14 protein-coding genes and 2 pseudogenes are annotated in these 15,837 nt (G+C 43.4%); 14 read left to right on the top strand and 2 right to left on the bottom strand.

Annotation, left to right across the window (positions count from 1 at the left end):
- Positions 1-216: 216 nt before the first annotated feature.
- The 4 genes from E4T80_RS13140 to gntR all read left to right on the top strand — a co-directional run bounded on the left by E4T80_RS13140 (position 217) and on the right by gntR (position 2,332).
- Positions 217-273: a BrnA antitoxin family protein gene (locus tag E4T80_RS13140; protein ID WP_228064789.1), complete on the top strand. Its 57-nt coding sequence runs from the start codon at positions 217-219 to the stop codon at positions 271-273.
- A gap of 296 nt (positions 274-569) precedes the next feature.
- Complete coding sequence (locus E4T80_RS08555; RefSeq protein ID WP_135057363.1) at positions 570-905, top strand: type II toxin-antitoxin system RelE/ParE family toxin; 336 nt, start codon at positions 570-572, stop codon at positions 903-905.
- The gene (locus E4T80_RS08560; RefSeq protein WP_135057366.1) at positions 898-1,218 is read left to right on the top strand and encodes an addiction module antidote protein; all 321 of its coding nucleotides are present in this window, start codon (positions 898-900) and stop codon (positions 1,216-1,218) included. Before E4T80_RS08555 ends, E4T80_RS08560 begins: the two co-directional genes overlap by 8 nt.
- A 115-nt stretch (positions 1,219-1,333) precedes the next feature.
- Positions 1,334-2,332, top strand: coding sequence for a gluconate operon transcriptional repressor GntR (gntR, locus tag E4T80_RS08565; protein ID WP_135057404.1), 999 nt, complete (start codon positions 1,334-1,336; stop codon positions 2,330-2,332).
- On the opposite strand, the gene E4T80_RS08570 is transcribed toward gntR, so the two are convergent.
- The gene (locus tag E4T80_RS08570) at positions 2,329-2,844 is read right to left on the bottom strand and encodes a gluconokinase (RefSeq protein WP_135057369.1); all 516 of its coding nucleotides are present in this window, start codon (positions 2,842-2,844) and stop codon (positions 2,329-2,331) included. The two genes, gntR and E4T80_RS08570, sit on opposite strands and share 4 nt — an antisense overlap.
- Positions 2,845-3,029: 185 nt before the next feature.
- On the opposite strand from E4T80_RS08570, the gene E4T80_RS08575 reads away from it, so the two are divergent.
- On the top strand, positions 3,030-4,379 hold the full coding sequence (locus E4T80_RS08575; RefSeq protein WP_135057372.1) for a GntP family permease: 1,350 nt from the start codon (positions 3,030-3,032) through the stop codon (positions 4,377-4,379).
- 172 nt (positions 4,380-4,551) lie between these two features.
- On the opposite strand, the gene E4T80_RS08580 is transcribed toward E4T80_RS08575, so the two are convergent.
- The gene (locus E4T80_RS08580; protein ID WP_047977870.1) at positions 4,552-5,070 is read right to left on the bottom strand and encodes an Hcp family type VI secretion system effector; all 519 of its coding nucleotides are present in this window, start codon (positions 5,068-5,070) and stop codon (positions 4,552-4,554) included.
- 200 nt (positions 5,071-5,270) lie between these two features.
- On the opposite strand from E4T80_RS08580, the gene tssI reads away from it, so the two are divergent.
- From tssI to E4T80_RS08620, 9 genes and pseudogenes are all read left to right on the top strand, one after another.
- The gene (tssI, locus tag E4T80_RS08585) at positions 5,271-11,369 is read left to right on the top strand and encodes a type VI secretion system tip protein TssI/VgrG (protein ID WP_135057375.1); all 6,099 of its coding nucleotides are present in this window, start codon (positions 5,271-5,273) and stop codon (positions 11,367-11,369) included.
- A 362-nt stretch (positions 11,370-11,731) separates the two neighbouring features.
- On the top strand, positions 11,732-12,607 hold the full coding sequence (locus E4T80_RS08590) for an RHS repeat-associated core domain-containing protein (RefSeq protein WP_228064786.1): 876 nt from the start codon (positions 11,732-11,734) through the stop codon (positions 12,605-12,607).
- A gap of 10 nt (positions 12,608-12,617) precedes the next feature.
- Positions 12,618-13,220, top strand: coding sequence for a hypothetical protein (locus tag E4T80_RS08595; protein ID WP_135057381.1), 603 nt, complete (start codon positions 12,618-12,620; stop codon positions 13,218-13,220).
- 24 nt (positions 13,221-13,244) lie between these two features.
- Positions 13,245-13,481: pseudogene (locus E4T80_RS13340) on the top strand (RHS repeat-associated core domain-containing protein); the annotation flags it as partial.
- Positions 13,482-13,493: 12 nt separating this feature from the next.
- Positions 13,494-13,964, top strand: a complete 471-nt coding sequence (locus tag E4T80_RS08600; protein ID WP_233437168.1) for a hypothetical protein — start codon at positions 13,494-13,496, stop codon at positions 13,962-13,964.
- A 14-nt stretch (positions 13,965-13,978) separates the two neighbouring features.
- The gene (locus E4T80_RS08605; RefSeq protein WP_135057387.1) at positions 13,979-14,497 is read left to right on the top strand and encodes an Imm15 family immunity protein; all 519 of its coding nucleotides are present in this window, start codon (positions 13,979-13,981) and stop codon (positions 14,495-14,497) included.
- Between the two features lie 102 nt (positions 14,498-14,599).
- Entirely contained in the window at positions 14,600-15,388 is a 789-nt protein-coding gene (locus E4T80_RS08610; protein WP_135057390.1) for an RHS domain-containing protein, read from the top strand.
- A 133-nt stretch (positions 15,389-15,521) separates the two neighbouring features.
- Positions 15,522-15,731: a type VI secretion system contractile sheath small subunit gene (locus E4T80_RS08615; RefSeq protein WP_135057395.1), complete on the top strand. Its 210-nt coding sequence runs from the start codon at positions 15,522-15,524 to the stop codon at positions 15,729-15,731.
- Positions 15,732-15,762: 31 nt separating this feature from the next.
- Positions 15,763-15,837, top strand: a pseudogene (locus E4T80_RS08620) (IS1595 family transposase); the annotation flags it as partial.

Here is a 15,837-nt window from a genome sequence, read left to right on the forward strand (position 1 = left end):
ATAACTGATAAATTTCCCATTTAGGATAAACGTTATAATGAGAAAAAGTCGTTTAAGTCAGCATAAATAACATAAACTCAAATGCGGGTATGGTAAGGAGGATAATGATAAATAGCAGTTATTGTCCCTGATAACCGCACATCAAAGCGAAATGGAATGACCAGGAAAAATCTTAGCAGGGCGTGGTAAGCAGAAAGCACCAAGCAATCTATCACCTTGAGACTATCCCCTGAAGTTATTCAATCATTCAGAGCAACGGGACAAGGTTGGTAGACTCGTGTTAACGAAGTGTTGCTAAACTATATAAAACCACGGACTACAAGGGCGCATAGAGCCCTTTTTCTTTACCGTCTCATCAATTGAGATCAGCCAGCCTGTCATTTATTCAAGGCAAATGAACTATCAATCCAAACGCTGATATTGAGGGGATAACAGAAATCTTGATACCTCCAAAGACTTGATAGTAAATACTTTGTTGTGTCTAGAGAACTCGGATCAGTTCGGGGCAGATATTGTCTTCCTGTATTGTAAACATTACAATCACCTTTCATAAATATAAAGGAGAAAGAATGTACACACTGAAGCAAACACCAATTTTTCGAAATTGGTTTAGAGATATAAAAGATCCACTGGCTAAGATTTTAATGGTGAAATACATTGAGCAATCCGAACGGGGTATGTTAGACGAGTGGAGATTTGTAGGGAGTGGCATTTATGAAATGCGGGTGAATATTGGTGAGGGCTACCGTATTTATTTCGCACAAGGTGAAGGGAGACTTTATTTATTAACCGGCAGTAATTGTAAAACATCGCAACAAGAGGATATTGAAAAAGCAAAGTTATTGTGGTCTGAATATCAGCAATTAAATAAACAAATTAAAAAATATAGAGGCAGCAATGAATAATGAAAATCTTTTACCGGAAACAGAATATCAAATGGATATTACCCATTTTGATGTCGCAGAATATTTAGAAAATGATGAATTGATCGCCTTATATCTGGCGCAAACATTAAAAAACGGTACGGATGAAGAATTTATCCAAGCGTTAAACCATATTGCCAGAGCAAAAGGAATGAACGAGCTGGCGAAAAAAGCGGGCATTGGGCGGGAAAGCTTGTATCAGACGCTTTCGAGCAGTAAGCCTCGCTTTGAAACAATCTGTAAAATTCTAAATGCACTGAATATTGAATTAGTGCCTACTGTCAAAAACGCCTAATTCTGTTGAATAAGGGTGAGGTCATCGCCCTTCTCTGCCTAACGATTTACAATTTTAGCCGCTGGGTTAGAATAGTCGATATACTTCCACACCACTTCTTTTACCGCTAATGAAAATGCCTAAGCGTAAACGCCCGACGTTACAAGATATTGCCGACCATCTTGGGATCACTAAGATGACGGTTAGCCGCTATTTACGCAATCGCAATACGGTTGCGCTTGACACACAAGTCCGTATCGCCGAGGCGATCGAACAGTTCGGCTACATTCCAAATCGTGCCCCCGATATTCTGTCGAATGCGAAAAGCCGAGCCATTGGCGTGCTAGTGCCCTCTTTAACCAATCAGGTGTTTGCCGATGTGATAAAGGGTATTGAACAAATTACCGATCAGGCGGGCTATCAAACAATGTTAGCCCATTACGGATACAGTGTGGAGAAAGAGGAACAGCGGATTGAATCGCTGCTTTCCTACAATATTGACGGCATTCTGTTATCGGAAAACCACCATTCCGCCCGTACCCTAAAAATGTTAGACGTGGCGCAAATCCCAGTGATTGAAATGATGGACAGCAGTGAAATGGGGCGACAACAAGCGGTCGGTTTTGACAATATTTCTGCAGCGCAAGCAATGGTTGAAACAATGATTGCAAGAGGGAAACGCCATATCGCCTACTTTTGTGCGCGAATGGATAAACGCACCCGGCTCAAAATGCAGGGCTACCAACGTGCAATGACAAAACACGGTTTGACGGCATATTGCATCAGTACCGAAGAACCCTCTTCGTTCACTTTGGGGGCAAAGCAGCTTCGGCAAGCGTTGGCGGAATATCCGGTGTTAGACGGCATTTTTTGTACTAATGATGATTTAGCGATCGGTGCACTGTTTGAGTGCCAGCGGCTTGGTATTGCCGTGCCGAGCGAAATGGCGATTGCCGGCTTTCACGGCCACGATGTCGGGCAATCCCTCACTCCGCAACTTGCCACCGTCATTACCCCCCGTTTAATGATTGGCAGAACTGCCGCCGAGCAACTGTTAGCCCGTATTCACGGAGAGGCACAATCTGCCGGTCTAATTGATTTAGGCTACCAAATCCATTTAGGTGAGAGTATCTAACCTGTTGCTTGAATGACCTCAATACAGCGTGTTACCACTTGCTCAAACGGAGCATCAATATCAATGAAACAGACATCTTGTTCGTCCAGTTGCGGCAATTCCAAGGTGTCAAACTGACTTTTGAGCATCGCCGCTTTCATAAAATGCCCTTGCCGTTGCGCTATTCGCTGTAAAATTAATTCAAATTCACCGTGTAAGAATAGGAATTTTATTGGCGGATTAGCAGCTCGGATCTGATCCCGATAGACTTTTTTTAAGGCAGAGCAGACAATGATCCCCTGCTCGTTTTTCTGTGTCAGGCTAAATACCGCATCGTTGATACGAGCCAGCCAAGGCTGGCGGTCATCATCATTAAGTGGCTGTCCTTGTGCCATTTTCACAATATTAGCACGAGGGTGGAGATCGTCCCCGTCAATGAATTTTAGCCCTAAATGCTGCGCAACCGCCGTGCCTATTGAGGTTTTACCGGTGCCGGATACCCCCATTACGATAAATGCTTTTCCGATAATCATAAATATTCCCTAAGTTACCGATAACAGAGTGAAAGCACCAATTTACCATTTTTATCGCTGTTTTTTCTGAAAAGTTAATCAAAATGTGAAGATGTTCACACTTTTTAAATAAAAATTAGCGATATATTTCCTATGTAACTAAATAATGGTATGTTACCGATAACAATAACCAAAAGGAGAGGAAAATGCTGATTTTTATTATGGTTGCCGCCATTTTATTATTGCTGGTGCTGATCATTAAATTCAAAGTGCACGCTTTTGTTGCGTTAATTACGGTCAGTCTTTTAACCGCATTGGCCGCCGGTATTCCGGTGGATAAAATTATGTCGACTTTATTAAGCGGCTTCGGTAATACCTTGGCATCGGTTGCCTTATTGGTTGGGTTGGGGGCAATGATTGGGCGGTTACTGGAAATTACCGGTGGCGCAAAAGTATTGGCGGATACGCTCATCAACCAATTTGGCGAACACAAAGCACCTTTTGCTTTGGGGGTAGCGTCCCTTCTATTCGGTTTCCCGATCTTCTTTGATGCCGGTTTAGTGGTGATGCTGCCGATTATTTTTAGTGTGGCGAAACGGTTTGGCGGCTCGGTGTTGCGTTATGCGTTTCCCTCTGCGGGCGCATTTGCCGTGATGCACGCTTTCTTACCGCCGCACCCCGGCCCTGTTGCCTCCGGTGATTTATTGGGCGTAAATATGGGGTTGTTAGTCATTGTCGGCTTGGTATGTGCTATCCCGACTTGGTATATCGGCACTTACCTTTTCAGTCAGTTTATCAGCAAACGGATACAGGTTGATTTGCCCAAAGCCTTTCTCAATGCCTTATCGGTGAACGATGTTGCGGTACAAAATCCGCCGTCCTTTGCCCGAGTCATCACCGTATTATTATTGCCGATCGGTTTAATTCTATTTGATACAGGGTTAAACACCCTAACGGTTGCAAAAGTGATTGACGGTACGGAATTATGGGTACAAATCCTACGTTTAATCGGCAAAACGCCGGTTGCCCTGTTAATCACTTTGATCGTGGCGATTTTACTTTTGCGGGATAAACGCAGTTATGCGCAAATTGAGCAGATTTGTAACAACGCACTGGGGCCGATTTGTGCGATTGTATTAGTAACCGGAGCGGGCGGAATGTTTGGCGGCGTCTTGCGAGCCAGCGGTATTGGCGATGTTTTATCTGCGATGATGTCTGATACCGGAATGCCGATTGTGGTGGCTGCTTTTATTATCGCTGCGGTCTTACGGGTAGCGCAAGGATCGGCAACCGTAGCACTGACTACAACCGCCGCACTCATTGCCCCGATGGTTACCAATGCAACGGATTTAAGCCAGTTTGATCGCTGCTTTATCGTGATTGCCATCGCCTCCGGTGCGACGGTGTTATCCCACGTCAATGACTCTGGCTTCTGGCTAATGAGCCGCTTTTTAGAAATGGACGAAAAGACCACGCTCAAAACCTGGACGTTACTTGAAACCTCAATTGGTATTGTCGGCTTCGGCATTGCGTTGCTGGGTAGTGCGTTATTGTAAGAGGCTACAAGCGGTCGGATGAGAGGAAGATTTTGTAATTTATTGAATAGGTTGATGATGCGATTAAAGTCTTGATTTCTAAACGAAGCAGTATATTCATTCTGCGGTATAAACAAGAAGTCCTCTTGATAGTCTATACCAAGAGGACTTTTTTGAATTGGAAATAATGAGACTAAGCCTCAATTGGTGCACGCCAGTCATCAGAACCGGATGTCCCTGCGGAAGTATGTTCCCAGGTAACTTTACGGTAAGCTAGGGAAAGCTCAAGTAATTGCGTAAATTCACGTTGTGAAGGGTCTTGGGCATGTGGCATTTTTAAGTCAATGCTGACGATAGTGGCATCTTCCAATGATGTGGTGAAGAAATGCTCTTGTTTTCCTTCCACAGAGGTACGATACCATTTTAGTTCCACGGTCGGTAGCATTTCACCGGAGGCTAGTGCATTATAAAGTAATGGCACAGCTTTATTGAGTGCTACCGTTAATTTGAGTGGTTTGTGTGCACGTTGACCGGAAGGTTGACCGGATTGTGGATCGGTTGGGGTTTCAATAACGTGTTTAACTTCTTGAACCAGCATTTCATCTTCGTGTCCTTGGACAAAAATATTCCCGACAGATTCAGCCGTAAAAGCACCCGCAGTAATATTGCCCTGTGTTTTACCGGTAATGGAGACATAACAAGGAGTTGGCATAGTAAACCTCTTTAAGTTAAATTTAGGTAGTTAAGAAATGAAAGAATATAGCTTTATATTCTCGTGATCAATTCAAGTCAGATATTACTTTTTCTCCCCTCCCTTTGCAAGCTAAAATTTGTTTATTGTATGAGCAGAACAGTTCTGTTTTTTGACAAAATAGGGTAACATATCCCTCAAATGGTTAAGGAAACAGCACTATGGCAAAGACTCCCCTTTCTTCTTTATTGAATCAAACAGAGGCAATTAGCAACGTAACTGACACGCTTAATGAGGCAAACGGTGTGGTTGGCAATGCAAAATTAGCCAAAGCCCTATCAAATACCGATAAAGTAATTAATACGGTTAAAGGGGTAGGTCAGTTAGCCAATGATGTATCCGCTATGGCGGTTGGGGTGGATTCTGTGATGGCGGGGCTGAATACTGCCTCGCAACTCGGTGTCGGGGGTGAGAAAGTGGCAAAACGGCTAGGTCAGGCTCAAGAGGTTATCCGATTAGCTCAAAAAGCCGGTAAAATGGCAAATCAACTGCCTGCACTGGCGCAATCCCCTGTCAAAGCGATGTCTGCAATGCTGTCCGGTCAAGCCGCGACGTTTCCTGCCGGTTTACAATTTACGTTCCAAGCCTTTAATCTCCCGCCTGAGACTTTTTCCGTTGTCGAATTTAAAGGGGAAGAGGGATATAGTGAGCTGTTTCAGTTCACGCTTACGCTCATCAGTGATAAACCGAATATCGCGTTTAATCAAGTGTTGGATTCACTGGGCACACTGTCCATTTATCGAGACGGTATTTTATTACGCAGCTTCACCGGTATGGTGGCGGAGTTTGAAAAAGGTGAGACCGGTTTTCATAAAACCTATTATACCGTTCAACTCCGCCCGGAATTTTGGCGAACAACATTGCGTACAAATTCACGGATTTTCCAGCAAAAAGACCTCAAAAAGATTGTCGGCACGATTTTGACCGAACACGGCATCAGCCAGTATGCCTATAACTTCAAAGACGCTCACCCGATACGGGAGTTCTGTGTCCAATACCAAGAAACGGATTTTGATTTCCTCTGCCGTTTATTAGCCGAAGAAGGCATTTTCTTCTATTTTGAATTTCAACCAAAACAGCATACGCTGATTTTCTGTGATAATGCCGATTCATTAGTTACGGGCGAAACCATTAGCTATAACCCCAATCCGGAAGCGACCCGGCGTGAATCAATGATTTGGCGCTTTAAGCGGGCAGAACGGGTGCGGGTATCAAGCACTCAATTACGGGATTACACCTTTAAAAAGCCCGGTTGGAATGCCCAATTTGGCAAACAAGCGAGTGATTTGGACAATCAGCGGCAAGCCTATGAATATTTTGAATACCCGGCTCGCTTTAAACAGGCGGATAGGGGCAAAGCGTTCAGCCAATACCGACTAGACAGTTTACGCAATGAAGCCCATCAAAGTGCAGGGGAAAGTAATGCAACGGAATTAGTATTAGGCACGCGGTTTGTATTAAAAAACCACCCGGATAAATCGCTCAATCGCCCTTGGCAACCTATTCGCCTCAGTCATTTCGGTCGTCAGCCACAGGGGGCTGAAGCCGAAGCGGATTTACAAGGCAGTGGCACTTACTATCAAAATCATTTTCAATTTATTCCGATAACTCAAACGTGGCGACCGCTTGCGATACCGAAACCGCAAGTCTTTGGCCCTCAAATGGCGATGGTCGTCGGGCCAAAAGGGGAAGAAATTTTTACCGATAAATTCGGGCGGGTGAAAGTCCAATTTTTATGGGATCGATACGGTGAAGGCAATGACCGCAGCTCGTGTTGGATCCGGGTGAGTCAGCCTTGGGCGGGAGCCGGATTTGGTGGTATTACCATTCCGCGTATCGGGCAAGAGGTCATTGTCAGCTTCCTTGAAGGCGACCCCGACCAACCGATTATTATCGGACGCACCTATCACGCCGAAAATCTCCCACCGGGTACGTTACCGAAAGCAGCAACCCAAACGATTATTAAGTCCCAAACCCACAAGGGCAAAGGATCTAACGAACTGCGAATGGAAGACAGCAACGGCAAGGAAGAGCTTTATCTCCACGCTCAAAAAGATATGAACACAGTGGTGAAGAACGACCAGCGGACAACGGTACAAAAGGGGAATAAAGAACTGTTCGTGGAGTTGGGTAACCAACTCACCCAAATCGGCATTGGTTTTCTCACGGAGCGTATTGGTGGCGGTCGGATTACCGAATCAAATATGGTGAGTGTCAAAACCAGTAAAGCCGGTGTGGGAGAAGCTGCATTACCGGGGACGCAGACTTATCAGGCAGATGATGAAATCTTACTGAAAGTGGGGGAGCAGACCTCAATATTGATGAATAATGAGGAAATCCAATTAAAATTTGGTGAGTCGATCGTCAAACTGAATGCCAATGGTGTGTTTGTGAATGGGTCGAAAGTGGGGTTAAATAGTCCGAAGGCAGAGAGTGATACGGGAGAAGGCGCATCGGCGGCGGTATTATCCCCGACAGAAGAACAAGTCCAAGACGGCGGCGGTGGCCGAATGGCACACGGGGGCGAAATTGGACAAGGAGGCGGTGCGAGTGGTCAGGGTTCTGCGGGAAGTTCAGGAGGTAAAGGCGATAAGGGTGGCTTAGGCGCATCAGGTGAGATGTGTAAACCACCCCAAATGGGACAAGCTAAGGGAAATTCATCTTCCGATATGTGTAAACCACCTCAAATGGGGCAATCCGGCAATCCGTCTTCCCCGCTTTCCGGCGGGGTTGGTGATGTGCCTCCGGGTGCAAAATCTTTTATGCCGGATAAACGTGCGCGCTCTAATAAGCAGTGCCCAAGAGTTGGGCATCCGGTTAATCCTGTGTTGGGGATTAAAGTATTGGGTGAGGAAGTGGATTTTGCTTTCGAGGGTATTCTGCCATTGAGTTGGACACGCAGTTACTACTCCGACCAAATCGGGACAGGCTGGTTAGGTCAAGGTTGGAGTGTGCCGGGGGTACAGCGTTTAGTGAAAGTGCCGGCGGGAATGCGCTATATTGATGAGCAGGGTTCGGAATTAGCCTTACCTGCGCTTGAACCTGCCTCCGGTGCGGTCTTTTTACCGGAACACCAACTTTGGGTGCAACGAACCGGGTATGATGATTATGTGCTTCAGCCGTTAGACCGTCGGTTATCGTTCTCTTTTACCGGGTTACGCTTGCAAGATGGCGTACATTATCCGCTCACTAAGGTTGAAGACCGCTACGGTAATCAGCAACGTTTTATTTATCAACCACAAACAGGCTTGCCGCAATATATGATTGACGGTAACGGTCGCACATTCAGCCTCTTGTTTGACACGATTAACGAAGGGAAAGATACCCGTCTTATCTCTATTGCGCTTTTAGCGAAACAGGCAGACTTATCCGAAGCACAGAAAGACCTTCACCGGCAAGGCGAGGTGTTGGTTGGTTATGCCTATGATGAGGCGGGGGATTTGGCTCAAGTCATTGACCGCTACGGCAATATTACCCGCACCTTTAGCTACCGCAATCACATAATGGTGTCTCACCGAGACAGTGCCGGCTTAGAGGCGTATTATGAGTATGACAACCCAAGCCTAACCGGTAAAGTGCTTCGTCATCACACCAATCTGGGTGAGCAATGGCAGTTTATTTACCACCCAAGCTATACCGAAGTGATTGATACGTTAGGCAGACGGGAATATTACTATTTTAATGAACATCAAGAATTAACCGGTCAGATATTTGCCGACGGCAGTCAAAGTCAAAATGAACGTGATGATATGGGGCGAGTGGTTAAACAAACCGACCGCAATGGTAAAACCACCCGTTATGTTTATACGCCACAGGGTCAGGTGAGTAAGGTTATTCAACCTGACGGGCAAGAAACCCGTTACGAGTATGACAATCAAGGTCGTCTCATTCGCCAAACCAATGGGGCAGGGCATACTACACGGTATGAGTATGACGACAAAGGCAGTTTAATTGCCGAACAACAAGGCAATCAGCGTATCAGGTTCCGTTATACCGAAAGCGGTTTAATCAGCAGTATGACCGACCCGCTCGGCAACGAGACCCGCTACCATTACAATGCCGATAACCAACTTGCTGCCCAAACGGACTGTTCCGACAACCGCACGGAATGGCATTATACCCCGACAGGGCAAATCAGCCGTTTGATTGATGCGGCAGGCAATGAAACCCGCTATCGCTATGATAATCAACAACGGCTGACACAAATTGATTATCCGGACGGCAGTCAGGAGCAATTTAGCTATGACTCGGCAAACCGTCTTGCTATTTACACGGACGGCAACGGCAGCCAAACCGAATACCGCTATGCGTTAGACGGCTTACCAACCCAACGGATTAACGCCTTGGGCAACGTGTTCCATTATCAATACGACCCGGCAAGACGGCTTTCGGCACTGGTGAATGAGAACCAAGCAAGCTACCGTTTCGAGTATGACGAGGGCGACCGTTTAATCGGCGAAAGCGGTTTTGACGGCAAATACACCCGCTACCACTACCAAAACGGCGACTTGGTTGAACAACAGGTCTCGGCGAGCCGTAACAGCCCGCCGCTGCGTACCCATTATTTTGAACGGGACAGCTTTGGCAGATTGATAGCCCATAAAGCCCAAGCAAGCGAAAGCACCCAACCCGATATGGTGGCAGAATACGGTTATGACAGCGAACACCGTCTCAACCTCGCCCGCAACGGTGAGAGCGAATTGCAATTTGAGTACGACCGTTTCGGACGGCTTATCAGCCAAAGTTGCAAAACGGCGGGCAAAACCGACCGCTTTCAGTATCAGTATGACGCCAACGGCAACCGCACTCAAACCCGCCTGCCAAACGGTGAAACGCTCGATTACCTCTATTACGGCAGCGGGCATTTAAGTGCGATAAAACATAACGGCACGCTGATTAGTGAATTTGAACGGGATAATCTGCATCGGGAAATCCAACGCACGCAAGGTGCGCTGACGACCCGCTATGCGCTTGACCCGGTGGGGAAATTGACCGCCCAACTTAACGCGCAAATTGAACGCCGTTACCAATACGATAACGCGGGAAATCTGGCCCAAAGTCGGGATAACCTCACTCAAAACACACACTACGGCTACGATAAACTAGGACGCTTAACCCAAGCGAAAAGCCTGTTGAGCCAAGAGACGTTTGCGTTCGACCCGGCACACAACATTATCGAACGGGAAGGGCAAAGAGAGCAGGACAACAAGGTCAATCAATATCACGGCACGCATTATCGCTATGACGGCTTGGGCAATCTGGTTGAACGTAAACTGGCGAGCGGCGAAACGCAATATTACCGTTATGACCTGAACGACCAACTGATAGAGGCAAAAATCATCAAAGCCAACGGTCAGGAAGCTATTTGGCACTACCGCTATGACCCGCTGGGCAGACGGTTAAACAAGCGGTCGGCAACGCACGAAAATCTGCAAACGGATTTTGTATGGGACGGCAGCCATTTAATCCAAGAACAGAACGGAGACAATCGCTACACCTACATTTACACCCACCCGGAGAGTTACGAACCGTTGGCGCAAATAAAAGACAATGGTGAAGTAGCCTATTACCACTGCGATCAAATCGGGATACCGAGAGAGCTGACCGACCAACAGGGTAACATACTGTGGTACGCCAGCTATAAAGGTTGGGGCGAACTGCAAGGCGAACATAATCTGAAAGGTGTTCATCAGCCGTTAAGACTGCAAAACCAATATGCCGACAAGGAAACGGGATTACATTACAACTTCTTCCGTTACTATGAACCAACAGTAGGACGATTTACAACTCAAGACCCGATAGGATTAGCGGGCGGGGAGAATTTGTATCGGTTTGGGGATAATATATTGAACTATATAGATCCATTAGGATTATTTACATATCATGGGAATTGGTGTGGTCCTGATTGGACTGGAGGGAGAACTGAAAGCTACAATAAAGGAAGAGATTATAATAATTATTATTCCAATCCTATTAGTCAATTAGATGCAGCCTGTAAAAAACATGATATATGTTATTCTAAATGTCGGGAAACCTTTCAGTGTTCAGGGTTTGAGAAAGAAAAATGCATGAAAAAGTGTGATAACAAATTAGTTTCATCATCTAAATCTATTAAGAAAGAAGCTAATTCTTCTAAATTAGAGCGAAAAGGACTAGAGATTGTTATTGGAATGCATATGGGGGTAGAGCATTTACCGGAGTCGTCTTGTCCTAATTACTTAGATGAAGTAATACTGAGGACTTATCCATATCTAAAATAGGTAAAAAATGAAATTTATACCATTATTTGTTACGTTAATGTTTTTTATTATTCCTTGTGTACTACTTGAGTACTATTCATGGATGGCATTTATGTTTTTATTATATTTTTGTTATCCTGTGATGGGGGTTATTCTATTACTGTCTCCAGTAATAGATATTAATCCCATTTTATCTATAATTATCTGTTATATATATATTTATTTTTTATCTTTTATGCTTGTTTATATTTATCATTTTTTTAATAATAAACATTTATACTGGATGTTTTTTATATGCTTTTTTATACTTTATTTCTCTGGATTGTTTTTTGTGAAAACTAATTGTTGGTAATAATTAATTTAAAGTATGAAAGAGGTAGTTGTTGAACCACAAAAATCTGCAAACGGATTTTGTGTGGGACGGCAGCCATTTAATCCAAGAACAGAGCGGAGAAAATCGCTACACCTACATTTACACCCACCCGGAGAGTTACGAACCGTTGGCACAAATTCAGGTTGCAAAAAATGGCGAGAAACAGACCGCTTACTACCACTGCGACCAAATCGGGATACCAAGGGAATTAACCAATGAAAAGGGCGAGTTATGTTGGTATGCAAGCTATAAGGGTTGGGGCGAACTGCAAGGCGAACATAATCTAAAAGGCATTCATCAGCCGTTAAGACTGCAAAACCAATATGCCGACAAGGAAACGGGGCTGCATTACAATTTCTTCCGTTATTATGAGCCAACAGTAGGACGGTTTATAAACCAAGACCCGATAGGATTAGCGGGTGGGGAGAATTTGTATCGGTTTGAAAGTACGGTACAAAATCAAATTGATCCGTTAGGGTTATTTGCTATAGCAATACCTTGGGTTATTTCGGGTTTAGAATATGTAGTATCAGCTGTGGCTGGGCTAATGATTGGTGCTGCAATAGTAGAAAGCACTAAAGATAATTCAAAAGAAAAAGAGCAATCATGTTCTAAGAATATATGCCCGCCATGTCAACCATATCCAGTAGGTACTGTTGGATATCAAGGCCCCAAATCTGCAACTAGGGGAATGCATGGAACTAGGGCTGGAACTGGTGAACTCCACTATATTTTATTTGAAGTTCAGCAACTTCCATATGAGAAAGGATGTAAATGTAGATGGCAAGAAACAAATAGAATTGCTGGGCATCATTATATGCATCAACCTAATTCTGCATTTGCTGTTGATTTAAATGGAAAGGGAAGACCCCCTGCCTATCCATAATTGAGGATCTATGCATTATCATTATAAAGTTGAATATTTTACTATTTTTGAGAAAGTATATTATAGTCAATCTGGTCAGAGCATTGTTATACCAGAATTGTGGAAAAGTCTAGATTGGGACAATGATAATTATCTCAAAGAATTATCAAAATATGTTAGTAGTAACTTTCATTCAGATATTTATAATTCTAGTTATTTATATATTAAAAATCTCTCTTTTTTTGACAAATTAAAAAGTCTCCAATATTTTTCCATATTCACAGCCATTCCTATAATAGAAAGAATTGAAAAATATAATGAGTTTTATTTAAGCAACTTATATGAATCTGTTTTAAAAGAGTTGGTTTTTGTTGGGTGGAATCCTAAATGCTATGTGGGTTCAGCATTAACTGATGGTATTTATCCTATATATCTTATAAATGGAAATATAATTAAGAATAGAAGCTTAAATATAAATATAAATATAAATAGATTTGGGCTTATAAGTACAGAGTTAGATTGTTTAGAGATATGTCGTGTAAATAATGAAAATAATGAATATGATGAAAATGATTTTTGGTATCCCACAAAATTATATGTAGATAAAAATACTTTCCAATTTATCAACCAATAGGTATAGCGAGACGCTTACTACCACTGCGACCAAATCGGGATACCGAGAGAGCTGACCGACCAACAGGGTAACCTACTGTGGCACGCCAGCTACAAAGGGTGGGGCGAACTGCAAGGCGAACATAACCTGAAAGGTGTTCACCAGCCGTTAAGACTGCAAAACCAGTACTTTGATAAAGAGACAGGGCTACATTATAACTTCTTCCGTTATTACGAACCGATAACCGGGCGGTTTACAACCCAAGACCCGATAGGATTAGCGGGTGGGGAGAATTTGTATCGGTTTGAGGCAACGATCCAGAATGCAATCGATCCTTTAGGCTGGGCAATTCCTATTCCTATTTTTTATGGAGGATTGGCCATTGCTACATCAATAGGCTTAATAGGAACTCAGCAGGCATTAGAGAATAGCTCTACGACAAATACCAAGGATAGAGCACAACCGATAGCTGCTAAATCTATAGCTGTTAGTGAGTGTTCGGATAAAGAACGCAAAAAACGATGTAAAAAATGGGGAGTAGGAACTCCTAAAGATGCTCAAAGAAAAATCAGTAGGGGACAAGGATCTAAAAATATTAGTATGATTCATGAACCAGATGAGAAAAATGTTCCTGGCCCACAATGGCATGCTCATGATTTTGGAAACGAAGCATTGAATTTAGATGGCTCATTACATCACCGTAATTTTCCTAATTTCAGTAAAGATGATAAGGATTTCTTATTTTGTCATGGTTGGAATATATAAATATAGGAGTAAATATGTTTTATAGAAATATTTTATCCATTTTAGATAATAATAAGTTTATTATGTTCGATAATATTATCAATTATAAAGGAGCATTTGAAGAGCCTAGTTTAGTTTTAAGACATGATCAAGTAAATTCATTAAATATGAGTGTAAAAGATATTAATGCAACATTATTTAATTTGGCATTATTTCATCTTAGAAATATAAAACTTATCGCTAAAAATAAGTTAAGCGAGAAAGAATTTAATGATCTCTTTATTTGTTTAACTATTACAGATGATATTAGTGAAGATTATTTTATAACGCCTAACTTTTATGTTAGCAATATAAAAAATATGACCTTTTTACAGAAGTTAGAACAGTGTAAAAATAAGATAATAAATAATATTTTTATTGAGCTTGATGTATTTAAATCAATTTCAATTTTAGAAAGCACATGGTTTGATAATAATTGTAATCGCAAATTGAGTAGATATTACATAGTGTCAGATGAAATGATTAGAAAAATAAGACCTAATTTTTTAGAGTAATATGGGAATGGGTATTTAAGTGCGATAAAACATAGCGGCACGCTGATTAGCAAATTTGAACGGGATAAACTGCATCGGGAAATCCAACGCACCCAAGGCGCATTGACAACCCGCTATGCGCTTGACCCGGTGGGGAAATTGACCGCCCAACTTAACGCGCAAATTGAACGCCGTTACCAATACGATAACGCGGGAAATCTGACCCAAAGTCGGGACAACCTCACCCACACCACGCACTACGGCTACGACAAACTGGGACGCTTAACCCAAGCGAAAAGCCCGTTGAGTCAAGAGACGTTTGCGTTCGACCCAGCGCACAACATTATCGAGCGGGAGGGGCAAAGAGAGCAGGACAACAAGGTCAATCAATATCACGGCACCCATTATCGCTATGACGGCTTGGGCAATCTGGTTGAACGTAAATTGGCGAGCGGCGAAACGCAATATTACCGTTATGACCTGAACGACCAGCTTATTGAAGCGAAAATTATCAAAGCCAACGGTCAGGAAGCTATTTGGCACTACCGCTACGACCCTCTGGGCAGACGGTTAAACAAGCGGTCGGCAATGTACGAAAATCTGCAAACGGATTTTGTATGGGACGGCAGCCATTTAATCCAAGAACAGAGCGGAGAAAATCGCTACACCTACATTTACACCCACCCGGAGAGTTACGAACCGTTGGCACAAATTCAGGTTGCAAAAAATGGCGAGAAACAGACCGCTTACTACCACTGCGACCAAATCGGGATACCGAGAGAGCTGACCGACCGAGAGGGCAACCTACTGTGGCACGCCAGCTATAAGGGTTGGGGCGAACTGCAAGGCGAACATAATCTGAAAGGTGTTCATCAGCCGTTAAGACTGCAAAACCAATATGGGGCAGAGTAAGCTGTTATTTTAAGTAAAGTGTTCGTGCTATCCTGACTATTTCATTGTTGCAAAAAAAACTTATCTAGGCTAGACTGGTTTTGTTCAAATTTTGTAACATTTTTCTGTTTAAACACATAAAAAGGTGGTTTTAATGAGTAAAGGCAAAGAGGGGTCAGTCGCCCCTAAAGAGCGAATTAACATCAAATATGTTCCGGCAACTGGCGATCAAGTCGCAGAGGTTGAATTACCTTTGAGTATGTTGGTGGTTGGCGATATGAAAGGTCGGGCGGAAGATACGCCGATTGAAGAAAGACAGATGGTGTCGATTGATAAAAATAATGGGGCTGTACTAGATAACTAGGGAAATCTAATTTCAGGTTAGAATAATCCCTATGAGAAGAAGTCGTTTAAGTCAGTACAAGCAAAACAAACTGATTGAACTGTTTATTGCGGGTGTTACTGCTCGC

It is taken from the genome of Muribacter muris (assembly GCF_004569585.1).
Taxonomy (GTDB): Bacteria; Pseudomonadota; Gammaproteobacteria; order Enterobacterales; family Pasteurellaceae; genus Muribacter; species Muribacter muris.